Annotated in this window: 25 protein-coding genes; 10 read left to right on the top strand and 15 right to left on the bottom strand. The window is 43.0% G+C overall.

Features of this window, described 5'->3' with window-relative positions; genetic code table 11:
* The 4 genes from F895_RS13390 (at window position 1) to msrA (ending at window position 2,818) form a co-directional block, all read left to right on the top strand.
* Window positions 1-510: a dihydrofolate reductase gene (locus F895_RS13390; protein ID WP_005239838.1), complete on the top strand. Its 510-nt coding sequence runs from the start codon at window positions 1-3 to the stop codon at window positions 508-510.
* An 18-nt stretch (window positions 511-528) separates the two neighbouring features.
* Entirely contained in the window at window positions 529-1,584 is a 1,056-nt protein-coding gene (locus tag F895_RS13385; RefSeq protein ID WP_005239840.1) for an Lnb N-terminal periplasmic domain-containing protein, read from the top strand.
* A 125-nt stretch (window positions 1,585-1,709) separates the two neighbouring features.
* The gene (locus tag F895_RS13380) at window positions 1,710-2,186 is read left to right on the top strand and encodes an META domain-containing protein (RefSeq protein ID WP_005239842.1); all 477 of its coding nucleotides are present in this window, start codon (window positions 1,710-1,712) and stop codon (window positions 2,184-2,186) included.
* A gap of 107 nt (window positions 2,187-2,293) precedes the next feature.
* Window positions 2,294-2,818, top strand: coding sequence for a peptide-methionine (S)-S-oxide reductase MsrA (gene msrA, locus F895_RS13375; RefSeq protein ID WP_005239844.1), 525 nt, complete (start codon window positions 2,294-2,296; stop codon window positions 2,816-2,818).
* Between the two features lie 49 nt (window positions 2,819-2,867).
* On the opposite strand, the gene F895_RS13370 is transcribed toward msrA, so the two are convergent.
* The 5 genes from F895_RS13370 to F895_RS13350 form a co-directional block, all read right to left on the bottom strand.
* Window positions 2,868-3,272 (bottom strand): ExbD/TolR family protein, encoded by a 405-nt coding sequence (locus tag F895_RS13370; protein ID WP_005239846.1) that lies wholly within the window; start codon window positions 3,270-3,272, stop codon window positions 2,868-2,870.
* A gap of 1 nt (window position 3,273) precedes the next feature.
* On the bottom strand, window positions 3,274-3,894 hold the full coding sequence (locus F895_RS13365) for a MotA/TolQ/ExbB proton channel family protein (RefSeq protein WP_005239848.1): 621 nt from the start codon (window positions 3,892-3,894) through the stop codon (window positions 3,274-3,276).
* 42 nt (window positions 3,895-3,936) lie between these two features.
* Complete coding sequence (locus F895_RS13360; protein WP_005239850.1) at window positions 3,937-4,686, bottom strand: energy transducer TonB; 750 nt, start codon at window positions 4,684-4,686, stop codon at window positions 3,937-3,939.
* A gap of 205 nt (window positions 4,687-4,891) precedes the next feature.
* On the bottom strand, window positions 4,892-5,755 hold the full coding sequence (gene purU, locus F895_RS13355; RefSeq protein ID WP_005239854.1) for a formyltetrahydrofolate deformylase: 864 nt from the start codon (window positions 5,753-5,755) through the stop codon (window positions 4,892-4,894).
* 88 nt (window positions 5,756-5,843) lie between these two features.
* Complete coding sequence (locus F895_RS13350) at window positions 5,844-6,542, bottom strand: TetR/AcrR family transcriptional regulator (RefSeq protein ID WP_005239855.1); 699 nt, start codon at window positions 6,540-6,542, stop codon at window positions 5,844-5,846.
* Between the two features lie 121 nt (window positions 6,543-6,663).
* Here F895_RS13350 and F895_RS13345 point away from each other — a divergent pair, with 121 nt between their 5' ends.
* The 4 genes from F895_RS13345 (at window position 6,664) to F895_RS13330 (ending at window position 10,631) form a co-directional block, all read left to right on the top strand.
* Window positions 6,664-8,118, top strand: a complete 1,455-nt coding sequence (locus tag F895_RS13345) for a coniferyl aldehyde dehydrogenase (protein WP_005239858.1) — start codon at window positions 6,664-6,666, stop codon at window positions 8,116-8,118.
* Between the two features lie 168 nt (window positions 8,119-8,286).
* Window positions 8,287-8,523, top strand: coding sequence for a 50S ribosomal protein L28 (gene rpmB / locus F895_RS13340; RefSeq protein WP_004649871.1), 237 nt, complete (start codon window positions 8,287-8,289; stop codon window positions 8,521-8,523).
* 12 nt (window positions 8,524-8,535) lie between these two features.
* Window positions 8,536-8,691, top strand: coding sequence for a 50S ribosomal protein L33 (rpmG, locus tag F895_RS13335; protein ID WP_003654787.1), 156 nt, complete (start codon window positions 8,536-8,538; stop codon window positions 8,689-8,691).
* A gap of 224 nt (window positions 8,692-8,915) precedes the next feature.
* Complete coding sequence (locus F895_RS13330) at window positions 8,916-10,631, top strand: cation:proton antiporter (RefSeq protein ID WP_005239860.1); 1,716 nt, start codon at window positions 8,916-8,918, stop codon at window positions 10,629-10,631.
* 57 nt (window positions 10,632-10,688) lie between these two features.
* Here F895_RS13330 and F895_RS13325 read toward each other — a convergent pair whose 3' ends face one another.
* Both F895_RS13325 and F895_RS13320 read right to left on the bottom strand, forming a co-directional pair.
* Entirely contained in the window at window positions 10,689-10,970 is a 282-nt protein-coding gene (locus F895_RS13325) for a hypothetical protein (RefSeq protein WP_005239863.1), read from the bottom strand.
* A gap of 103 nt (window positions 10,971-11,073) precedes the next feature.
* Window positions 11,074-11,577, bottom strand: coding sequence for a DUF6586 family protein (locus tag F895_RS13320; protein ID WP_004655987.1), 504 nt, complete (start codon window positions 11,575-11,577; stop codon window positions 11,074-11,076).
* Between the two features lie 84 nt (window positions 11,578-11,661).
* Here F895_RS13320 and F895_RS13315 point away from each other — a divergent pair, with 84 nt between their 5' ends.
* A complete protein-coding gene (locus F895_RS13315; protein ID WP_005239864.1) occupies window positions 11,662-12,006 on the top strand; it encodes an EF-hand domain-containing protein in 345 nt (114 codons plus the stop codon).
* A gap of 105 nt (window positions 12,007-12,111) precedes the next feature.
* Here F895_RS13315 and F895_RS13310 read toward each other — a convergent pair whose 3' ends face one another.
* The 7 genes from F895_RS13310 to F895_RS13280 form a co-directional block, all read right to left on the bottom strand.
* Window positions 12,112-12,357, bottom strand: coding sequence for an RNA recognition motif domain-containing protein (locus tag F895_RS13310; protein WP_004655993.1), 246 nt, complete (start codon window positions 12,355-12,357; stop codon window positions 12,112-12,114).
* Window positions 12,358-12,447: 90 nt separating this feature from the next.
* Entirely contained in the window at window positions 12,448-14,427 is a 1,980-nt protein-coding gene (locus F895_RS13305) for an ATP-dependent helicase (protein WP_005239867.1), read from the bottom strand.
* A gap of 117 nt (window positions 14,428-14,544) precedes the next feature.
* Complete coding sequence (locus tag F895_RS13300; RefSeq protein WP_005239869.1) at window positions 14,545-15,117, bottom strand: HdeD family acid-resistance protein; 573 nt, start codon at window positions 15,115-15,117, stop codon at window positions 14,545-14,547.
* Between the two features lie 177 nt (window positions 15,118-15,294).
* Window positions 15,295-16,053: a hypothetical protein gene (locus F895_RS13295; protein ID WP_005239879.1), complete on the bottom strand. Its 759-nt coding sequence runs from the start codon at window positions 16,051-16,053 to the stop codon at window positions 15,295-15,297.
* 88 nt (window positions 16,054-16,141) lie between these two features.
* Window positions 16,142-18,781 carry a type I DNA topoisomerase gene (gene topA, locus F895_RS13290; RefSeq protein WP_005239880.1) on the bottom strand — a complete coding sequence of 880 codons (2,640 nt, stop codon included), beginning with the start codon at window positions 18,779-18,781 and terminating at the stop codon, window positions 16,142-16,144.
* Window positions 18,782-18,814: 33 nt separating this feature from the next.
* Window positions 18,815-19,264 carry a hypothetical protein gene (locus tag F895_RS13285; protein ID WP_005239881.1) on the bottom strand — a complete coding sequence of 150 codons (450 nt, stop codon included), beginning with the start codon at window positions 19,262-19,264 and terminating at the stop codon, window positions 18,815-18,817.
* 235 nt (window positions 19,265-19,499) lie between these two features.
* Window positions 19,500-19,745: a SlyX family protein gene (locus F895_RS13280; protein ID WP_005239882.1), complete on the bottom strand. Its 246-nt coding sequence runs from the start codon at window positions 19,743-19,745 to the stop codon at window positions 19,500-19,502.
* 32 nt (window positions 19,746-19,777) lie between these two features.
* Between F895_RS13280 and F895_RS13275 the strand changes: the two genes are divergently transcribed.
* Window positions 19,778-21,670: an ATP-binding cassette domain-containing protein gene (locus F895_RS13275; RefSeq protein WP_005239883.1), complete on the top strand. Its 1,893-nt coding sequence runs from the start codon at window positions 19,778-19,780 to the stop codon at window positions 21,668-21,670.
* A gap of 55 nt (window positions 21,671-21,725) precedes the next feature.
* On the opposite strand, the gene F895_RS13270 is transcribed toward F895_RS13275, so the two are convergent.
* Window positions 21,726-22,256, bottom strand: coding sequence for an O-acetyl-ADP-ribose deacetylase (locus tag F895_RS13270; RefSeq protein ID WP_005239884.1), 531 nt, complete (start codon window positions 22,254-22,256; stop codon window positions 21,726-21,728).
* Window positions 22,257-22,319 lie beyond the last annotated feature (63 nt).

Genomic DNA, 22,319 nt, shown 5'->3' on the forward strand with positions numbered 1-22,319 from the left:
ATGGCATGGCAAGGCACTGAAGTAGTCCACGTAGTCGCAATGGATAAAAATCACTGTATCGGCAAAGGCAATGCTTTGCCTTGGCATATCTCTGCTGATCTGAAGCACTTTAAAGCCATTACCCAAGGGGGTGTGGTGATTATGGGACGTAAAACGCTTGAGTCAATGGGCCGTACCCTGCCAAATCGCGTAAATTGGGTGATTACCCGAGATCCCGCTTGGCAATTTGAAGGCGTTAAAGTTGCACATAGTATCGAAGCCGCACTCAATGGCGCACTTACAGACGTACAACATTCAGAAAAAGCCGCCTTATTTATTATTGGAGGTGGAGAGATTTTTACTCAAACGCTGGCCATTGCCGATCGTCTCGAGTTGACCCATGTGGATCTAGATGTACAAGGTGATGCACACTATCCAAAAATCTCTGAAGATTTTCATAAAGTAAACTCTGAACAGCACAACGATGAAAAATCAAATATTGCCTTTGAGTTTGCAACCTACCAAAAATAAAAACGGATCGCACTTGCCATGCATAATATTGGATCACGTGAATTTTTTATTGCCTTAGGTGTTGGACTATTACATAGCCTATTTACCTTATTCGTGGTTCTTTCCAGTGTATGGCTCTGTCTTGCCTTATGGATTCAGCAGCCACTCGGCACATTGTTTAGCCGAGTCAGCATTATTCTGTGGAGCCTATTTGCACTCAGTTTGCTTGGTGTTTATGTGAGTGGTCATCTGGTCAGTCGCCGCACCGATATTATCATCTACTGTGTTGCGTTTGCCTGTTCACTGATTTGGTATTTCTCCCTCGAAGCCCGACAAGACCGGGACTGGAACCCTGAGGTTGCCGAACAGCTCAGCTATGAAAAGAATGGTGATCTTGTACAACTCCACAATGTGCGTAATTTTAACTGGCATGCGGATGGCAGCTACGACATTCACTGGGAAAATCGCACAATTGATCTGAATAAAATTACCGGGATCAATGTCATTACCTCCTACTGGATGGGACCACAAATTGCCCACACCTTAGTTAGTTTTGATTTTGTCGATCAAAAACCGTTGGTATTCTCGATTGAAATCCGTAAAGAAAAAGGCGAAGACTTTTCCGCGATTGGTGGCTTTTTCCGTAAATATGAGCTCAGTTTGGTGGCTTCAGATGAAAAGGATATCGTGTATACCCGTAGCAATATTCGCCACGAACAAGTCTACCTCTTTCCAATCAGAATGCCTGCAGCTGAACGCAAAGCCCTGTTTATTGAATATCTGCATAAGGCCGATGAACTGCGTGCAGAAGCCAAATGGTACAACACGCTCACCAGTAATTGCACCACACTGGTCTTTGATATGGTACAGGCCATTAATCCACAACGCTTACCCAAAGATTACCGTTTATTGGCCTCAGGTTATCTCCCCAATTACCTCTATGACTTAAAAGCACTTAATCAAAACTACAGCATGAAAGAATGGTATCGCTTGGCGCATATCAATCCACGCGCCGAACAATATGAGCAGCAAGCCAACCAGAGTAGCGAATATTTTTCAACGGACATTCGTGCCGGGATTCCAAAAAATGAATAATATTTCTACTCATTTTATTAAAAACACCTGAACATTTACAAAAGGATACGCAATATCCTGTTCCACTCCATGTTGTTTTATTCTAATACCAAACATAGAAACACAATGATTTGGACTTAAATTTTATGTTAAAGCCTTTTTTAACAACATGTACTTTGGCAATTGCGGTCGCAATGACGGGCTGTGCAACCACAGAATCGCTCCACACCTCACCGAATGCCTCACAAAAAGAAAGCATCGGCCTCTATAACCGTAATTGGATTGCAACCCAGATCAATGGTGTAGAGATTAAGAGCAATGATCTTTCTGGCAAACGCCCTGCAATTCAGTTCGATGCCAAAGGCAAACGTTTCTTTGGTGCAGACGGCTGTAATCAGATTCAAGGTAGCTTTGAAAGCCAGGGTTCTATCTTACGCCTAGGCCCAATTGCTTCAACCATGATGGCCTGTATCGGCAACGACAACAGCACCCTCTCTCGCCAATATGCTAATGCTTTGGCTAGTACCACAAGCTATGAGCTCAAAGGTCATGAGCTTAAATTCATGGATCCATCAGGCAAGGTTCTGGTGAGCTTTGTTACGGTGATTCAACCACTGCCGTAATTTACAGATCACAATAAAGTAAAAGCTCGTTGCAAACACGGGCTTTTACTTTTTAAGCACTTCGTTTACTTTAATAACATTGTTAAAATTAAAAATTGGGGAGTTGTATGCAACAGGCACTATTTGGTGGTGGATGTTTTTGGTGTGTCGAAGCCGTATTTCTACAACTCAAAGGTGTAGGAAAAGTTGTTAGTGGTTATGCGGGTGGAGTCAGTCAAAACCCGACTTATGAACAGGTCTGCCAAGGCACGACTCAACATGCTGAAGTCGTTCTGATTGATTTTGACGAGCAGCAGATCAGCTATACACAATTGTTGAATGTGTTCTTTACCACACATGATCCAACCACGCTAAACCGTCAGGGCAATGACATTGGAACGCAATACCGCTCTGTGATTTATTACTTCAATGATGAACAAAAGCAGCAAGCTGAGCAGGTGATTCAAAGTCTGGAAAATGAAGGACTAAATATCGTAACTGAGCTCAGCCCAGTACCAACGTTCTACCCTGCGGAAGAGTATCATCAGAACTTCTTTGCACGTAACCCGTCACAAGGCTACTGCAACTTTAGTATTCCGCCTAAGCTGTCTAAACTCCGTGCCAAATATCTTGACCTGCTCAAAGATGAATAAGCATAAAAAAAGCAACTCACCGAGTTGCTTTTTTATGGGCTATGTTGTCTTAGTTTTCACTGACAAACGCAATATCACTTAAACCTGCTTCACTAGCACGCGACATGACTTGTGCAACCGTATCATATTTTGATTCTTTGTCAGCACGTAACTGAACCGTCGGTTTTGTCTCAGCCTGACCCGCTTCCTGGAAACGCTTCTCTAGCTCATCCAAGCTAATGATTTGCGCATCCCAAGCCACTTCACCTTTACTATTAATACTGATGGTAATGGCTTTTGGTGGCGGATCAACAATTTCAGCAGTTGTTTTTGGTAAACTTAATGGAATTGATGGGTTAGCAACCGTTGCTGTGACTAAAAAGATAATCATCAATACCAACATAATATCGATCAGAGGAATGAGATTCATCTCATTCATGCCACTGTCGTGGTCTTCACCCAATTGAAAGCCCATCTTAAGCTTGACCTCCAACTAAACTTTGTTGAGTCGCTTTAGTTTCTGTTTTTGTCGCTGTTTCTTGCTGCAACATGGTATCAATTAACAGGCCATGCGCTTGATCTTGTAAATCATGTGCCAAACCACGGTTAAAACGTACACAAATGTTATAAGCCATTACCGCTGGAATCGCCACTGCAAGCCCTAGCCCCGTCATAATCAAGGCTTCACCTACGGGTGTTGCAACCTGAGCTAAACCAGCCTGTCCGCTTTTACCTACTGCAACCAGCGCATGGAAAATTCCCCACACAGTACCGAATAAACCCACAAACGGTGCCAGTGAAGCAATTGTTCCAAGCACAGAAACGCCTTTTTCTGCTTGAGATTTCTCAGCAGAGATCTGGCGAAGCAAGGCTTGTTCAGCCACAGCTTTACGTTGTTCAAACGATAAAGGTTGTAACTTTGATTTAAGTGCCGCCAGCGCTTGCACAAGTTGGTTATAAGCCTGTTGTTTTAATTGGCGTGTTCCTAAAATGCGCAGAATGAAAATAGTCCACGTTGCAATCGACATTGCTAATAGGATGAAATACAGTGTTTTACTTACTGCATCTGCATGTTGCCAATAAACTGAAAAGTTCATATACGAACTCCTGATTTAATCTGTCGCAAGGACTCAAATTTATTAAGGACTAAGATCAAACGGTTGCTCTGCTCGAATTGGGTAAGCAACACCATTTTCCATATACGGTTTAAATTTCGCACTTCTGACAGCACGTAAAACTTTTTCATCTAAACTCGGTAAACCACTGCTACGAGTTACCCGAGCATTGGTAATTTTACCTTTTTCATCCGCTTCAATCAGTACCATCACGGAACGTGCCTGATTATCTAAATCTTTTGCTGTTACAGATAATTTCGGTGAACGACTCCACTGTACGCCTGAACCACCAATCGATACACGTTTTGGAGATGGATCAGCAGCTGGTTGCGGTTTGGCAACTTCCTGAACAGGTTGCGGTTTTTCAACCACTTTTTCAGTTACTGTTGTCGTAATTTTGGTTTCAACTTTTGGTTCAACCTTGGGTTCAGTTTTCTGAAGCACAGGTTTTGGCGCTTCTTTAACCTGTTGCACCTTTTCAATTTTTTTCGGTGGTGGCAACGGTTTTTCAACAACCTTCACTTCCTTCACTTCTTTTTTAGGTTCAGGCTTTGGCTTTTCTTTCGGTTTTGGTGGTTCTGGCTTAGGTGGCTCTTTAATTTTAACGAACTTTACCTTAAGCGGCTCTTTCTCGACTGGTTTTAACTCAATCGTTTTCATGTGGCTCACCGCCCACAGAACGCCTACATGTCCAATCACAACTGCAACTAAGGCAGCGATGATCTTCTTTTTCATCGGGTGTGGCGTGTTGAATGTAGCAGGAGATTGACTCATAAGAATCTAAGTACCTAATAGATGGTGACGCTTTGAAAAAAACGATTTCACTCATCGGATAGAACAATGAAAGTGCCGTAATAATAAATGAGAAGTGTTTTCATTTGCAACCGTTTTTTCTTGTATATTTGCTAAGCTTTTAAAAATAGACATAAAAAAACATGCCTTTCGGCATGTTCTGTTTAAATAGAATCAAGGCAGCGATTTAGAAAACAACGGTCTTGTTTCCGTCGACAATAATACGGTCTTCTAAATGCCATTTCACAGCGCGCGCCAAGACATTACGCTCAACGTCTTCACCCAATTCACGCAGCTGTTCAACGTTGTAATCATGGCTCACACGTTCTACATCTTGCTCAATGATCGGGCCTTGATCGAGATCAGCCGTGACATAATGTGCTGTCGCCCCAATCAACTTCACCCCTTTCTCATAGGCTTGCTTATATGGATTTGCTCCTACAAAAGCCGGCAAGAATGAATGGTGAATATTGATAATTTTCATTTCCCATTGTGATACAAAGTCCTCACTCAGGATCTGCATATAACGTGCCAAGATCAACAGGTCATTGCCTTGCATCATCTCATTGATCTGTGCATAGGCTTCAACTTTATTGTCTTTATTGACAGGGACCACATGGAATGGGATACCAAAATTTTCAACTGATTCACGTAAATCTGGATGATTTGAAATCACTTGGGTAATTTCACACGGCAATGAACCACGTGCATGGCGCCATAACAACTCCAAGAGTGCATGGTCAACTTTAGAAACCAGAATACCAACTTTTTTCAGTTCACCGACAAAATTTAGTTTCCATTGCATACCATAGCGTTCAGCAACATTTGCAGCAAAGGTCTGCATTAATGCTTCTTTACGCGATTGCAAATGATCAAGTTCAAACTCAACACGCATAAAGTAACGCCCGCCTTGAGCTTCTGTCGCGTACTGATCAAGTGCGGTAATGTTTGCTCCCTGATGATACAAAAAGCTCGATACGGCTTGCACGATCCCCGGCTTGTCTTCACAAGTAATCAGTAATCGTGCTGTGTGGGCTGTAGTCGTGTTCATTTGGTTAATATCACTTATTCGAATCAAATTAAAATCAAGCCGAGCATTCTAACCCTTTTTTGCGGTTGACTAAATAGCTGCTGTCGATCTATTCATCATCATTTTTAAGATTAGATAAACTGGCAAACAAATCTGATGGTCCCAGTGATTTCAGTAATTGCTCATAAGTTTGACGGCTTTCACCCATTAAATATGGACCTTCCAAGAACACCATTTGGCGTAAGGCCTGCCAGACCCACTTTTCTTCAAGACGATTGTTATCGCTAATATGCCCCGACATATATAAGAAGTTGGTCCAGTTAGTCAGTACAATCCACAAGTTGATGATCAAGGCTTCAATTTCCGAGTCAGTCATGTTCATCAAACCGGCATCCACGAAGGCACGATAAATTTTCTGACCCTGCTGCATGACCTGACCAGCAAAACGCGGGTAAATCTTCCGAAAGTCGTCATTATTTTCAACAAGATGATAAACATCACGGTGAATAAAGCGGTAAGCCCAAAGCTGATTACTCAGCACCTGAAAATAACTGATTTTATCGTTGGCATTTAACGGACGATCTGTTGGTAAAGCCAACATTTCCAAAGTTTCAGCCTGATACTGCTGTGCCAGTTCCTTAATAATTTCCTGCTTATTACGGAAATGATAGTACAGATTGCCAGGACTAATCCCCAACTCAGCCGCAATGTGATTGGTTGTAACCGAACGCTCTCCACGCTCATTAAACAACTGCAAACTGATTTGCAAAATTCTATCTTTTGTTTTGTTAGGTTTAGCGTGCGACATTGATTGTAACCATCTATAACATTATCAATAGGTTATAAAACAAACCTATAAAGCGACTTGACACTTTAGAGTATTTACTCTAAAAATTAAAAAATAATAAGCTTTCTTTTGGTCCACTCCTATGAACAGTCAAACAAAAACAACCGCTATGACACCTCATGCTGATGTGAAACGGCTACATGATTTGCTTGAGCAGCAAAAAGCAGCTTACCAACGCCATCCTGTGCCAAGCGCCAAAGAACGTATTGAACGCTTAGCTCGACTTAAAAGTATCTTGGTAAAATATCAAGATCAATTTGCTAACGCAATTAGCCAAGACTACGGCAATCGCGCCGTGATGGAAACCAAAATTGGTGAAGTTCTGACGTGTCTAGAACATATTAAATACTATAGCAAGAACTTAACCGAATGGATGAAACCATCTAAACGCCATATCAGCATGTTACACCAACCAGCAAAAGGGTGGGTAGAATATCAACCGCTGGGCGTGATCGGCATCATTGCACCATGGAATTATCCTTTATTACTTTCATTGGGCCCGTTGATTTGTGCCTTGGCTGCAGGCAACCATGCCATGATTAAAATTTCGAGTGCATCCTCAAACTTTGGCTATGTACTTGAAAATGCATTGGCAGAAGCCTTTCCTCAAGAGTTGGTTGCGGTTGTCAACGGTGGTGGTGTCATTTCAGATGCATTCAGCCACCTTGCTTTCGATAAAATGATTTTCACAGGCTCAACCTCGGTGGGGAAAACTGTGATGGCTGCGGCAGCAGAGAATCTTGTCCCAGTGATTTTAGAATTAGGTGGCAAGTCCCCTGCACTGGTTCATTCGGCCATGAACATTCGTGATGTGGCACAACGTATTGCTGTCGGTAAACTCTGGAATGCGGGTCAAACCTGTGTTGCACCAGACTATATGTTCCTGCCTAAAGGCAAAACTGCCGAGTTCACCAAGCATTATAATGACTTTGTGACCACCATGTATCCAAGCCTACGTGACAATAACGACTATACTTCGATTGTGAATGACAAGCAGTACAACCGACTACAAGGCTATTTGGAAGATGCGCGCGATCAAGGTGCGACCCTTGTTGAACTGAATGCCAAAAATGAATCTTTAACTGAAGTTCGTAAAATTGCACCAACCTTATTAACCGGTGTGACCACGGAAATGGAGATTATGAAGAATGAGATCTTCGGTCCAATTCTGCCTATTTTAGAGTACGAACATATCGAAGAAGCACTTCAATTTATTAATCATCGTCCACGTCCACTGGCTTTCTATTATTTTGACATTGATAGTGCGCGTGCAGATTATGTGGCTAGCCGTACCCATTCAGGGCACTTCGGGATTAACCAAACCCTGACTCATGTGGCACAGGATGACCTCCCATTTGGCGGCATTGGTGCATCAGGTATGGGCAAATATCATGGTAAAGAAGGGTTCTTTAGCTTCTCACATGAACGCTCAATGATGTCGAATCCAGTCAGCCCTAAACTTTACAGTTTAAAATTCATCCTTCCGCCGTATAATAAAGCCACACATAAACTGCTTTTGAAAACACTATTTCGCTAAGCTGGTTAAGGCATGAGCTATCACACCAGTTCATGCCTTGTTTTTACCAAATTCGCTTGTCTTTTAATCGTATTTTTGGTATAAAACGCCCCTTGAATGATTTCATCCGTTTACTTGAATGGCTAGTTGCACGAAATTGTGCTGTATAAACTAGCAATGGAGTTCACCATGTCTAAGGTTTGCCAAGTTACCGGCAAGCGTCCTATCGTTGGTAACAACGTGTCGCACGCAAACAACAAAACCAAACGCCGGTTCGAGCCGAACCTGCACCACCACCGTTTTTGGTTAGAAAGCGAAAAGCGTTTTGTACGTCTTCGTTTAACCACTAAAGGTATGCGTATTATTGATAAATTGGGTATCGAGAAAGTTGTTGCTGATCTCCGTGCTCAAGGTCAAAAGATCTAAGGAGTCTGAACAATGCGTGATAAGATTCGCCTCGTTTCTACAGCTGGTACAGGTTATTTCTATACCACTACTAAGAACAAACGTACTATGCCGGAAAAAATGGAAATCAAAAAATTTGATCCAAAAATCCGTCAACACGTCATTTTCAAAGAAGCTAAAATTAAATAATTTTAGTTCTTTAAAAAAAGCGGCTTCATTTGAAGTCGTTTTTTTTGCCTAAAAAAACAGCCATAATAAAAAACATGAAAGCACGATTTACATGATTTTTTTTGATAAATAAAAAAATTGTCATCAACAAATTCGATTTTAGTTGCTACACTTTATTCGCTGTTTTCTTGGCATGTTTTATGCTCATTTATTTCTACCTTAACCGCAACGATTAAGGAGCTCGAATGCCACATGATGTTGATTTAATTATATTACTTGCTGTTGGTTTTGGTATGGCCCTTATTTTTGGCTATATCGCAGCACGTTTACGCTTACCTCCTTTGATTGGTTACCTCGTTGCAGGCATTATTATTAGTCCAAATACACCTGGTGTGGTTGGTGACATCCAACTCGCTAACCAGTTGGCTGAACTCGGGGTCATGTTCCTGATGTTCGGCGTAGGGATGCACTTCTCCCTCAAAGATCTACTGCAAGTACGCCGTATTGCCTTACCTGGCGCCATTTTGCAAATTGCGGTTGCAACACTGCTCGGTATTGGCGTGTCAATGTTTTGGGGCTGGAGCTTTGGCTCAGCGTTAATCTTTGGCCTCAGCTTATCCTGTGCCAGTACTGTAGTGCTGCTGAAGGCATTGGGAGATCGCGGTTTACTGGACTCGGTGAACGGCAAGATTGCGGTTGGCTGGCTCTTGGTTGAAGATCTGGTGATGGTTCTGGCCTTGGTGCTTTTACCTGCAACAGCCGTGTTACTGGGTGGACAAGCACTACCGGGCACAGATACCTCACAAAGTATCTGGATTACCATTGGCATCACCTTGCTTAAAGTCACAGGCTTTATTGCCTTTATGCTGATTATTGGTAAACGCTTAGTACCAATCATCATGCAATTTGTGGCTCGTTTAGGTTCGCGTGAACTATTCACCCTTACTGTCGTTGCCGCTGCAGTATCCATTGCCTACGGTTCTTATGCCGTGTTTGGGGTTTCAATGGCACTGGGTGCCTTCTTTGCGGGAATGGTGGTCAAAGAGTCAGACTTTAGTCATCGAGCGGAAGAAGAAACCCTCCCCTTACGTGAAATCTTCGCGATTCTATTCTTTGTTTCGGTTGGCATGCTGTTTGATCCGAGCATTTTAGTTGAAGAACCATTACGTATTTTAGCCGTGGTTGCCATCATCATGGTCGGCAAAACGCTAGCAGCCATGGCACTGGTGCTGTTCTTCCGTTACCCGATCAATACCGCCCTGACCGTTGGTGCGAGTTTGGCACAAATCGGTGAGTTCTCCTTTATTTTGGCAACATTGGGCTTATCACTTGGTTTACTGACACCTGATGCTCAAAACCTGATTCTTGCCGGCGCCCTATTCTCAATTACCCTAAACTCATTTGTGTTCTCTGCAATTGAGCCTGCGCAACGCTGGATTCGTGAGCGCTCGCATTTGGCCCGTTTACTAGAGCGTAGTGGTGACCCACTGGCCATGCTCCCAGATGAGGTCGATCAGGCTTACCTGCGCGATCAGGTGGTGATTATCGGCTATGGTGGCGTTGGTCGACGTATCAGCGAAAATCTGATGCAACAGAATATCAAAGTGGTAATTGCCGAAGAAAATCGTGAAATCGTTGAAAAATTGCGTGCCGAAGGCATTGCTGCTGTGAGTGGTGAGGCAACCGAACCGAATGTCTTGATTCAGGCCCACATTCAACATGCTCGTCTGCTGGTGATTTCACCAATGGACATTTTGGATATTCATCGTATTGTCGATATTTCCAAACAGCTTAATCCCGAAATTCAGGTGTTGATCTGCGCAGAAACGAAAGAAGAAGCAGCGGTGATTCGAGAAGAAAATATTGGTGAAGTCTTCTATGCCAAAGAAGAAATGGCTAAGAATATGAGTCATCATATTCTGAACCAGATCGAATTGGCGCATCAGTCAGAAACCCACTAATTCATTGTGGAAACATAAAAAAGCGTACTTCAAATACGCTTTTTTTATGTGTTTGAATTAGCTCAAATGAGTCGGCTGTTCGTCCATGACTTCCGCTTGCCATTGGTTCATCTGCTTTTCTAAAAGACCAAACAAAGCTGCCTGAATCATGTGTTGCGCAACCGTTGGGGTCTGATCACCCAAAATCGCTTTCACTTCATCACTAAACTGAATCTTGACTAAAGGCTCATTTTCTTCAGAACCCGCATTGCGCAAAGCCAGCTCACCACCCTCGAGTTGAACCAATTCAAGAACGGCTTCTTGATTACCAAATAATTCTTTTAACTGTTGCATTGACATAAATTTTCTCCATGCTTCAACATGGTGGCAAAGTATTTTGCGCTCACGTCTTATTTATATAAGTACTGTTGGCAAAGATTTCAAGTCATCTTCAAGATTTGACTTAGAACTCCACCATTTCATTACGAAAACCATCAATTAAATGACTTAACTCGCGATGCCATTCACGTAGAATTTTGGCATCCGGCAACCACGCCTGTGGGCTTTGGGTCACTTTAATAATCAGATTGGAAGAAGTCTCGTTTTCTGGTTCTGGCGCTGTCGGCTCAGGCGCATATTGGCACATACGATAAGCACGCTTCAATTCAGCCACAAAACCATCTTTTGCCAATTGCTGCAACACCAGCACCTCAGGTGACACCTGCCCTTTATCTGCCATGTGCTCTTCAATGGACTTAAAGGTTGGCTGTAAGTCATTGAGACGGTAATAGCGTACCAATTCTTGTAAGAAAGCTAAAATTGCACCATGTAAATGAAACACTGCTGCTTCACGATAAGCTTGTGCCTGCTGGATATGTTCAGTTTGCTCCGCTTGTTGACATGCCAGACGAGCAAAATACAGTTTTTGATTGGTGCGATCAGCATGGTAACGAGCAACACGGGACATAATATTTTCCTTCAAGATCCTTTCGCTTGGATAGCTTAAGATTAAATGCTTTAATGATAAAATCAATATCTTTTGAGCCTGCCCATGCGTCATATTCAACAAGCCATACTGAGCTTAATATGCTGTATGGCTATTCCCGTCTCGCATAGCTGTGAACCTACAGCCTTGGATTGGGACAAGCTCTATGCCGATTACGATCTCAATCATGATCAAATGATTGATCAAAATGAATGGAAACAACTGATTCACTTAAAAGACCAACCCGTTTCTTGGCAGAAAAAAGCTTTCGCAATTGACCCCAACCGAATGAAAATTTTTAAAGCACTCGATCAAGATCATAATGGTTTAATTGACCAACAAGAAATCAACAATATATATGGCTATTTCATCAATCCTTGTCTAGGCTGGGGTTCGACTTGGGGTAAATGAGACAAGGTCCATGAGCGAATCTCAAGGATTTTAAGCCCTTATACAATCCGCTCAGCACTTGGAGCGACAATTCGATAAAGCCTTATATTGCTTGCGCATTTAAACTTAAGCGTTATCTTCTGCTATTTTCACACGGATGCCATAACCTTTGACTTTCAAAGTATTGAGACCTTTCACTGCTTTGATCGCTTCACGTGGATTTGGCATTTCAACAAAACCAAAGCCCTTGGACTTACCTGTTTCAGCATCTTTGACCACCACGCAAGACTCGACTTTGCCATAGGCTTTGAATAAATCGAGAATCTCCGCATCAGTCACGCTACGATCTAAATTACGAACTAAAATTTTCATGCTAAAACCTAAAAGATGATTCATTCTGTCATGGAAGAGTGCTGTATTTACTGCCCCACAACATCAATCAAGAAATTGAATCTGCTTAGTCTAATCGAAATCAATGCCAAAACCTAAATTGATTGCGGTTTGATGCGAACGCTTGGCTTGCGCATAAGCACGTGGGACATCGCGATGGATCTGCGTATCCACTAAATGTTGAGGTAAATCATTTAGAAAATAGCTTTCTATTTTTCTACCCAGTTCATCATATTGATCATGTGACCATAAATTTAAATTTTGTTTGGTCAAAATCAATTCATTCTCGGCACGGGTTAAAGCCACGTACAGTACACGGCGTTCTTCTTCGACATCATCAAAATCACCTTGCGCACGTGCATGTGGATATTGATTGGGAGAGACATGCGGTACATAACAGACTTTTTGTTCCGCTCCTTTGGCGGAGTGGATGGTAATCAACGTCACTAAATCTTGATCAGGGGTTTTATCAATTTCTGACACTGAAATTGGATCGAGCACATACTCTTCTAGAAATTCACCAAGTGAATTGTGTTTGCGTGCCAGTTGCTTGACCAGATCAAAGTCTTTGATCCGACGCGTCCAGTCTTTGGTCTTATAGTTATTTTCTAACTGCTCGTTCAAGGCATCCAAGGCTAAACCAATACAGGCTTCAACATGTTGCTGCAGCACATCCAGTTGCATCAAGATCAAAATTGCCTGTTGTGGTACTTTGCCATGTCGCTCTAATCGCTGACAACGTGCCTCAATATCAGGCAGTTGAATCAGCTCCTGTGCCAACTTGCTGGCACCAACATCCCCTACGCCATCCCACAGCGTCAGAAAACGCATCCAAGCCAAGTCATCCTGCGGATTGACACTGACCCTGAGCAAGCTCAAAACATCTTTAACATGCGCTGATTCTAAAAGCTTCACCCCACCAATAAACCGATAAGGGATATTCGCGGCAATTAAAGCCCCTTCCAAATAGCGACCACTAAAACCTGAGCGCAGTAACACCATATGTTCTGCCCAAGCCGCACCGTGCATATGGCGCCGATTCAAATCTTGGATAATCCAATTGGCCTCTTCAAACTCATTGCTCAGAATATGCAGTTGTGGTTTTAAGCCTGTACCACGATAAGCTTGTAGATGCTTGTCATATTCAATCTGACTTTGATCCAGCAACCAATTGGATAAATCTAAAATGCCTTGCGTAGAACGGTAATTCATTTCTAGCGTCAAGACTTCAGCATCAGCTACACGTTCTTTAAAATGATGGATATTTTCAAAATCTGCACCGCGGAAACCGTAAATCGACTGTGCATCATCTCCTACACAAAACAGTTTCACCTTCCCCACCAAGGGCTGTAAGAGTGCCCATTGCAAAGGGTTGGTATCCTGCATTTCATCGACCAATAGCGCCGAACAGAAACTGGTGACCCACTTCACTAACTCAGGTGAATTCTGCAAATGCACTGCCACGATAGACAGGATGTCATCATAATCGAGAAAATTACGTTCTTGCTTACGTTGCTCGTATGCTTTCATCAACTCGGCAATCTGCGCCTTATACTCCACTGCTTGCGGTAATTGCTCAAGCAAAGCATCCGACAATTTGGTTCTGGTATTGCGCGCATAGGAATAGAGATCGCACAGCTCCGCGGCTTTCGGCAACACATTGCCCTTATCTTTGCCACGCAACAGACGGAACATCAACAATTGATCATCTCGATCAATAATACTGAACTGACTCAGACCAAAAGCAGTTGGGTTGCGACGTAATAGATACATACAGAAAGTATGAAAAGTTGAAGCACGCAAGCCTTTGGCCTGTGATCCCATATGCTGTTCAACACGGGTAACAATTTCACTGGCCGCCCGACGGGTAAAGGTCAAAATTTGAATCTGCTGTGCAGGCAAGCCCTGATCAATTAAATAGGCTGCTCTGGCCACAATGGTCTTGGTTTTACCACAGCCTGCCCCTGCCAAAACCAGACAATTCTGTGCAGCCGTTGTGGCTGCTTGTTTTTGTTGTGGATTCAGTTCATCAATTAGCTTGGCAAGCGTCATACAATCGGTCAATTAGAAATGAACCGCTATTTTAGCAGACTCCAGCGATTGAATTGTTCTCGACTACAAAAACAAAAAGAGCATGTAAATACATGCTCTCAGGTTTAAACCAAGACTTTAGACTGTGGTTGAACTATGCGGCAACTGTTTGATTGCACCTGCAAAAGTAAGATAGTTAATCCCTTGAAACAAAATATCAATCGCAAGGAACATGCCCAACACCCAAAATGGTGAATCAGGCGATGATAAAATCAGAATACCGGTTAATAGAGTCAAGATCCCTGAAAACAGTACCCACCCCCAACCTGAAATCGGTCTCAGGATAAAGGCATTTACGGTACGAATAATTCCGGCAACAATTAAGGCAATGGCCAAGAAACTGGTGAGCACCACCGCAGTAATCACTGGTGTGGTAAAGGCAAAATAACCCGCGGCCAGATACAACACACCAAATAGCGCCCACAACCACCGTGTGCCCCCTTTAAACACCATAAATGCGGCCACAAAATGCAGAATACCACCCAACATCATCAATACACCAAACAACAAGACTGCTGATAATGTTGCAAATGGTAAGGCGGCTAAAAGAACCAAGCCGAAAATCACCAAGAGTACGCCTAAGAACAGATACCATTTACGATCGGCATGCAGTTGGTTGCGAATCAGATCATTACCCACTGTTTTCATCATTATTTACTCTTTTATCATCAATGTTATATCTCTATATTGATCGTGTTTATCCGCAAGTTCTGTATAAGGCATGTTGAAAATTAATGACGGAATGTCAGAAAACAGATGTTTTATTTGATCTTTTTTCAGTTGAATGATTTTTTCAAAGATAGGGATAAGTCAAAACTTATCCACAATTTACTTGATCCAGCCAACTTCTTTTGCAGTCAGTGTACCAATAAGTGTTTGTTCTAAATCATCGGGCATTTTACTTTTATGTTCGGACAGCGCAATCCGTCCACCCATAATTTCAGCTTCGGTTTGCGGATAGAGCGGCTGTTTATCTGCCTGTGCATAGCCAATCGGGAAAATAGGCTCGCCATTGACTAAGTTATATTTGTCAGTCGCGCCAAAACCATGCAGTAACTCATGTACCAATACCACATTATTTTGTTGGGCCTGTTTGACTGAAGCAAATAAATTAACGGAACCGATCCGCCCACGTTCCAACGCAGTGGAATGCTTGAGTTCCCGGCTTTGCTTCGGATCATAGTAATTCAGATACAGGGTTAAACTTGGCGAGCCATCGATCGATTGATGTTGTTTCCATGCATAGAATCTAAACTTTAAACTCCATAGAATATTATTCAGAATACTGGATTGCTCTGACATCTTCGGCGGTGCTTGATTTAACTCACGCCCGATTTCAATGATAAAATAGCTACTCTGTCCGCGATATTGCTGACTATTTTTTTCCAGATATTGTTTCACCCCAACAAAATCATCTTGCTGTAAGTGCTGAATATACTGTTGCGTAGCGGCTGAACCATCGGCATTAATCGGATGCAGCAGAACACGAATCGGCTGATTCCAATCCTGATTCTGATCCCGATAGGCATTGATCGCAACAATCAACAGCACCACCAATAAGCAGGCAATTCGGATATTTTTCCACATGTTGCTCCCCCATTTAAAAACCATTGTTGTTTTTCTTTCTTCAATAAAAAATGCCAGCAATCGCCAGCATTTTTTCAAACTTAAAGGGTTAAGCCTCTACCCATTTTCCATCTTGGAACACCAGACTCCACTTGGTTTGTTTACCTTCAGCGGTCTCTGAACCTACATATTGCGCTTGGTTCTTACGGCTGAATTTCACGACCGTTGGGTTGCCTTCAGGATCCACATCGGGTGCTTGCAACAAGAACTGATATTTCGGATCAAGTTGCTCTGCCACACTGCGTAGTTCAGCGACCTTCGGTGCACGTGTTTCACGAATTTTCGGGAATTTGCTTGCAGCCAAGAATAACCCTGCCGCACCATCACGTAACACAAAGAAATCATCATGTTTAGCAGAACGGAGATGTTCCATTTTGATTGGATCCACACGTGGCGGCGCAGGTTGCCCACTCTTCAATACTTTACGGGTATTGTCACAGCTTGAACAAGCGAAATATGGACCAAAACGCCCTGTCTTCAACTGCATTTCACCATCACATTTATCACATGGAATGGTTGGACCATCATAGCCCTTGATCTTGAATTCGCCTTCTTCAACTTCGTAGCCATCACAATCTGGGTTATTACCACAGACATGTAATTTACGACCACCATCAACCACATAGCTGTCCATTGCGGTACCGCACTTAGGACAACGATGTTTCGACATGAGGTCAGCCGTTTCAGCACCATCATCATCAGACAAAGCAGCCAAAGACTCGACTGGGGTTAAGTTGAGGGTGCCTTTACAACGTTCTTTCGGTGGCAAGTTATAACCTGAGCAACCCAAGAATACGCCTGTCGTACCGGTACGTACCTGCATTGGACGTGAACATTCAGGACACGGCACATCAGGCACTTCCACAGGCTGATTGCGACGCATGCCGCTTTCACCCTGTGCGTTGGTTAAACGATTTTTGAAATCCCCGTAGAACGTATCCAACAGCTCTTTCCAGTTTCGCTCACCCATCGCAACGCGGTCGAGCTGACCTTCTAAATCCGCAGTAAATGCATAATTCATCAGGTTATTAAAACTTTCATCCAGACGGTCAGTGACAATCTCGCCCATCTTCTCGGCAAAGAGACGACGGTTTTCCAGTTTGACGTAACCACGTTCTTGAATGGTCGAGATAATCGCCGCATAAGTTGACGGACGACCAATGCCTTTTTTCTCTAATTCTTTCACCAAAGACGCTTCGGTAAAACGCGCAGGTGGCTTGGTAAAATGCTGACTTGGATCAAGTTTTTCCAGCTTAAGCACTTCACCCACTTTCACCGCAGGCAATAAAATATCATCATCGGACTTGTTGGCCCCGCGCACGCGAGTAAAACCATCAAATACCAAGGTACGGCCTTTGGCCTTTAATTCAACATTTGACGCTTCAACCGTTAAGGTTGAAGACAGATATTCAGCGGGTGTCATTTGACAAGCAACAAACTGACGCCAAATCAAATCATATAAACGCTGTGCATCGCGCTCTACGCCAGCCAGCTTGTCACCGGTTAAGCCAACATCAGATGGGCGAATCGCTTCATGGGCTTCTTGTGCCCCCGCCTTATTGCCGTAACGATTTGGCTTGGCTGGTAAGTATTTATCACCAAAGTTTTGCTGAATATGATTACGCACCATATTCACGGCGTCATCGCTCAAAAACGTTGAGTCGGTACGCATATAAGTAATAAAACCACCTTCATACAAACGCTGCGCCAACATCATGGTTTTCTTGACTGAGAAACCTAAGCGTGTACTGGCCGCTTGTTGTAAGGTTGAAGTGATATAGGGTGCACTTGGATTAACCTTGGTTGGTTTATCTTCGCGTAATGCAACTTTATATTCCGCATCTTTTAATACGTTCAATAACGCATCAGTTTCTGCTTTATTTTTTAGTTTAAGGGTTTTGCCCGCTTGCTTAACCGCTTCAAGGCGAATGTCATCTTTCTTGGAAATCGTGTCTGCAAACACTTGCCAGTATTCTTCAGGGATAAAGGCACGGATTTCACGTTCACGCTCGACCACCAGTTTCACTGCAACCGATTGCACACGACCTGCCGATAATCCACGAGCAATTTTTTCCCAGAGCAATGGCGAGACCATAAAACCCACTACACGATCAAGGAAACGGCGTGCTTGCTGTGCATTAACTCGGTTTAAATCGAGGCGTGTGGGCTGTTTAAAGGCTTCCTGAATGGCATTTTTGGTAATTTCGTTAAACACCACACGATGGTATCGGCTGTCATCACCGCCAATCACTTCTCTTAAATGCCAAGCAATGGCTTCCCCTTCTCTATCCAAATCCGTTGCGAGATAGATGGCATCGGCATCTTTGGCGAGTTTTTTGAGTTCAGCAACCACATGTTCTTTGCCCGGCAGTACTTCATAATGCGCAATCCAGTCATGCTCTGGATCAACCCCCATACGGTTAATCAATGCAGACTGTGCTTTTTCAGCCTTCTGTTCATCGGTCAGTTTGGCGCGGGTTGCGGGCTTCTTTTCAGTGGATTTTGCCCCGCCTCCTGTAGGTAAGTCACGGACATGCCCTACAGATGACTTCACCACGAATTGTGAACCCAAATATTTATTAATTGTTTTCGCTTTTGCAGGCGACTCCACAATCACTAAGGCACGTTTCTTTGCAGCAGATGCGGAAGCTGCTGTGCTTTCTGAAGCAGAGCGTGGAGTTTTCGCCATAATAAATCATTTTTCCTGTGTTCAATCAAATAATTAGCGTTGTGCCAGTTCATGTAAATAAGCTTTCATCGCTTCAAGCTGTGTGGCTTTTAAGTCAGTTTCTTCATCCCAATATAGCCCGACACAGTTTGCCTGCATATCAATAGCATAAACTCCTTTTAATGCAATGGTTAAATCATTAAATTTCTGATCACCTTGCACCACCTGAAGCTTGCCATCAATTACTCTTGCGCGCATTAAACTTAAACGAGCATCTGGAATCAATACACTATAATAGGCCACCATGCTGGCACGCTTTTCCGAGGCCATTGGGATCTTGGTCCATTCTGGCGCGGCAATTAAACGTGGATGCAACCCCATCTTGCGAGCTTGATCACGCATCATGCCCAATGCTTTTTCTCGTGGACTGACACGTAAGCCAAAAATTGAGCCAAGTACAAACAGTACAATCGCAACTGTGATCCAAATTCCAATATTACTCATAAGGCCGTCCAAAACTTCCTTTTATTAGCGTTACATAAGTTGAATCCAAAAGGCAAGTTTTCCTTACATGTAGCTATTCAGGACATTGGTTTAAAATTCAAACTTGAATATATCGCCATAATCTAACCTTATTATTCTAAAGTTTAAAATATTATTCATACCTTAAATACATAATAAATACATCACTTAATTTTGACTGTAAACCATTCATCAAAACAGTCACAGTTTGAATGGCTTAATAATGCGGTGGTTTATCACTCATTGGGTCAAACGGAGCAATACCTTCGGATAAATCTGAAGCCTCGACCCGTTGATAAAGTATCTGCATTTGTTTTTTCAAATCTGCAATCTCTTTGGCCTGAATCGCAAGTTGATCATTCAATTGTTCAACTAATTCATCCAAAAATGCAATTCGGACTTGCAAATCTTCAATGGGTGCGGAAAATGACGCGTGATCATCAAAATTTTGTGGTTTAGTCATTTCAGACCTCATCTGAACTTTTAGGAAACATTATGGCCTATATTACTTTAAGGGATGTCCATCTCGCATTCGGCGGACCTGCCTTACTCGACGGCGCGAACTTTAACCTGGAACGTGGCGAACGAGTCTGTTTAATTGGTCGTAATGGCGAAGGTAAGTCTACTTTATTAAAACTGATTGAGGGAAGCTTGTTACCCGATAACGGTGAAGTTTCGATTCAAAATGGTTTAACTGTTTCAATGTTAGCCCAAGACGTGCCAATGGACTCGGGCAAAGTTGCCGACATCGTTGCCGATGGTGCCGGTGAAGCTGCCATTGTGTTAAAAGAATACCATGAAGCAAGTGATGCCTGTGTCCTCGGTGATATGGATGCTTGCGACCGTATGGGGATGCTACAGCACAAACTGGATCAACTGGATGGTTGGGCATTAGAAAACAAGGTTAACTCCATTCTAAGTAAAATGGGACTTGATCCCAATGCCGATTTAGCCGATCTCTCAGGCGGTCGTAAACGCCGTGTACTGTTGGCGCGAGCCCTGCTCACGCAGCCAGATGTGCTGTTGCTGGACGAACCAACCAACCATTTAGACGTTGAAAGTATCGAATGGCTAGAAAAGTTCCTGCTCGATCAAAACAATCTCACGTTATTATTTATTTCGCATGACCGCTCATTTGTGGACAGTATTGCGACCCGCATTGTCGAACTTGATCGTGGTATTTTACGTGGCTACGAAGGGAACTATTCGCGCTATCTCGAACTGAAAGCACAGCAAATGGAAGCAGAAGAAAAACAAAATGCTTTATTTGATAAAAAGTTAGCGGAAGAAGAGGCTTGGATTCGTCAAGGGATTAAAGCGCGTCGGACCCGTAATGAAGGTCGTGTCCGAGCCTTAAAAGACTTACGTGAGCAGTCTAAAGCCCGTCGTTCACAACAGGGCAAAGTCAGTATGGCAACGCAAGAAGCCAACCGCTCTGGTAAGTTGGTGTTCGAGATTGAAAACCTAAGTGTCGGTTACGACAACAAAGTTCTGATTCATGATTTCTCTGCAATCGTGTTACGTGGCGACCGTATCGGTCTGGTCGGTGACAACGGTGTCGGTAAAACCACCTTGATCAAAGCCATTTTAGGCGAGATCGAACACGGCGGGTCAGTGAAAACTGGTACACAACTGGAAGTTGCCTATTTTGATCAGTTGCGTAATGCACTCGACCTGGAAAAAACCGTGATGGCCAACGTGTCGGAAGGGTCTGACTTTGTCGATGTAAATGGTAACCGTCGTCATATCTATAGTTATCTGCAAGACTTTTTGTTCTCACCAGAACGTGCCCGTACACCGGTTAAAGCCCTATCAGGTGGTGAGAGAAACCGTATCCTGTTGGCAAAACTATTACTCAAGCCATCAAACTTGATCGTGATGGATGAACCAACCAATGACTTGGATATGGTGACACTTGAGTTACTTGAAGAAATGTTGTCTGACTACAAAGGTACTTTGCTACTGATCTCGCATGACCGTGCCTTCATGGACAATGTTGTGACCTCAACTTGGGTATTTGATGGTAAAGGTCAGATTGATGAATACATCGGTGGCTATCAAGATTACTTGGAACAGCGTCCTGACCAAAAAGTAGTTGACCAAAAAAGTGATGTAAAAAAAGCACAAGCCAAAGCTGAAGCAGCAGCACCGAAAAAAGTGAAGCTCAGTTATAAGGATCAGCGTGAGCTTGAACAACTGCCAGCTGAAATTGAAAAACTGGAGACTGAACAAGCAGCATTATCAGAAAAACTAGCGGATGGTTCATGGTTTGTTTCGGATGCCAATGCAGCCACAGCAGCCAGTCAACGTTTAGCAGAAATTGAAGAGTTACTGCTGGAAAAGCTAGAGCGTTGGGACATTTTAGAAAATATGTCGAAAGGCAGCTAAGCAGAGTAAGCATTTATCCTTTCGAGGGTAAATGCTTATTTCCCATATATTCGATTTACTCTAAATTAAAATCATCTTTAATTTGTTGGTAAATATTCAAGTTTTCATCATCAAAACAAACAAAAATCACCTCCTGTACAAACTGGCTTTGACTTAATTCTTTACTGATTGTAGTTAAGGCAATTTGAGCAGCAAGTTGCTTAGGGAAACGATAGATTCCTGTTGAAATATTTGGAAAGGCAACATGCTCCAGTTCCAACTGCTCTGCCAATTTAAAGCAATTCCGATATGCATTTTCGAGCAATCTGGCTTCCTGATGTTGTCCATCTACCCAAGTTGGCCCAACAGTATGAATCACATATTTTGCAGGTAAATTCCCAGCCGTCGTCACCACAGCTTCTCCAACAGCACAGCCCCCTTGCTTAGCACGAATCTTCTGACAATCAGCCAAAATTGCAGCTCCACCCTGCCGATGAATCGCCCCATCAACACCCCCACCGCCTAATAGTGAAGTATTCGCTGCATTGACAATCGCATCGACAACAATTTGAGTAATATCACCTTTTATAATATTGATGCTTTTCAATCTTTTCTCCTTTTATTTTAGCTAAACAATTATAAAAACAAACTTCATTTAATATGACATTTA

The sequence above is a fragment of the Acinetobacter sp. CIP 64.2 genome, from assembly GCF_000369645.1.
Classification (GTDB): Bacteria; Pseudomonadota; Gammaproteobacteria; order Pseudomonadales; family Moraxellaceae; genus Acinetobacter.

Excerpts from the sequence above, each read along its gene's own strand:
- F895_RS13305 (WP_005239867.1), bottom strand. The coding sequence starts at position 14,427 with ATGACGCTTGCCAAGCTAATTGATGAACTGAATCCACAACAAAAACAA.
- F895_RS13300 (WP_005239869.1), bottom strand. The coding sequence starts at position 15,117 with ATGATGAAAACAGTGGGTAATGATCTGATTCGCAACCAACTGCATGCC.
- F895_RS13280 (WP_005239882.1), bottom strand. The coding sequence starts at position 19,745 with ATGACTAAACCACAAAATTTTGATGATCACGCGTCATTTTCCGCACCC.
- topA (WP_005239880.1), bottom strand. The coding sequence starts at position 18,781 with ATGGCGAAAACTCCACGCTCTGCTTCAGAAAGCACAGCAGCTTCCGCA.
- F895_RS13315 (WP_005239864.1), top strand. The coding sequence starts at position 11,662 with ATGCGTCATATTCAACAAGCCATACTGAGCTTAATATGCTGTATGGCT.
- F895_RS13360 (WP_005239850.1), bottom strand. The coding sequence starts at position 4,686 with ATGAGTCAATCTCCTGCTACATTCAACACGCCACACCCGATGAAAAAG.
- F895_RS13285 (WP_005239881.1), bottom strand. The coding sequence starts at position 19,264 with ATGAGTAATATTGGAATTTGGATCACAGTTGCGATTGTACTGTTTGTA.
- F895_RS13390 (WP_005239838.1), top strand. The coding sequence starts at position 1 with ATGGCATGGCAAGGCACTGAAGTAGTCCACGTAGTCGCAATGGATAAA.
- rpmB (WP_004649871.1), top strand. The coding sequence starts at position 8,287 with ATGTCTAAGGTTTGCCAAGTTACCGGCAAGCGTCCTATCGTTGGTAAC.
- F895_RS13330 (WP_005239860.1), top strand. The coding sequence starts at position 8,916 with ATGCCACATGATGTTGATTTAATTATATTACTTGCTGTTGGTTTTGGT.
- F895_RS13345 (WP_005239858.1), top strand. The coding sequence starts at position 6,664 with ATGAACAGTCAAACAAAAACAACCGCTATGACACCTCATGCTGATGTG.
- rpmG (WP_003654787.1), top strand. The coding sequence starts at position 8,536 with ATGCGTGATAAGATTCGCCTCGTTTCTACAGCTGGTACAGGTTATTTC.
- F895_RS13295 (WP_005239879.1), bottom strand. The coding sequence starts at position 16,053 with ATGTGGAAAAATATCCGAATTGCCTGCTTATTGGTGGTGCTGTTGATT.
- F895_RS13275 (WP_005239883.1), top strand. The coding sequence starts at position 19,778 with ATGGCCTATATTACTTTAAGGGATGTCCATCTCGCATTCGGCGGACCT.
- F895_RS13380 (WP_005239842.1), top strand. The coding sequence starts at position 1,710 with ATGTTAAAGCCTTTTTTAACAACATGTACTTTGGCAATTGCGGTCGCA.
- F895_RS13320 (WP_004655987.1), bottom strand. The coding sequence starts at position 11,577 with ATGTCCCGTGTTGCTCGTTACCATGCTGATCGCACCAATCAAAAACTG.
- purU (WP_005239854.1), bottom strand. The coding sequence starts at position 5,755 with ATGAACACGACTACAGCCCACACAGCACGATTACTGATTACTTGTGAA.
- F895_RS13365 (WP_005239848.1), bottom strand. The coding sequence starts at position 3,894 with ATGAACTTTTCAGTTTATTGGCAACATGCAGATGCAGTAAGTAAAACA.
- F895_RS13370 (WP_005239846.1), bottom strand. The coding sequence starts at position 3,272 with ATGGGCTTTCAATTGGGTGAAGACCACGACAGTGGCATGAATGAGATG.
- msrA (WP_005239844.1), top strand. The coding sequence starts at position 2,294 with ATGCAACAGGCACTATTTGGTGGTGGATGTTTTTGGTGTGTCGAAGCC.
- F895_RS13310 (WP_004655993.1), bottom strand. The coding sequence starts at position 12,357 with ATGAAAATTTTAGTTCGTAATTTAGATCGTAGCGTGACTGATGCGGAG.
- F895_RS13325 (WP_005239863.1), bottom strand. The coding sequence starts at position 10,970 with ATGTCAATGCAACAGTTAAAAGAATTATTTGGTAATCAAGAAGCCGTT.
- F895_RS13350 (WP_005239855.1), bottom strand. The coding sequence starts at position 6,542 with ATGTCGCACGCTAAACCTAACAAAACAAAAGATAGAATTTTGCAAATC.
- F895_RS13385 (WP_005239840.1), top strand. The coding sequence starts at position 529 with ATGCATAATATTGGATCACGTGAATTTTTTATTGCCTTAGGTGTTGGA.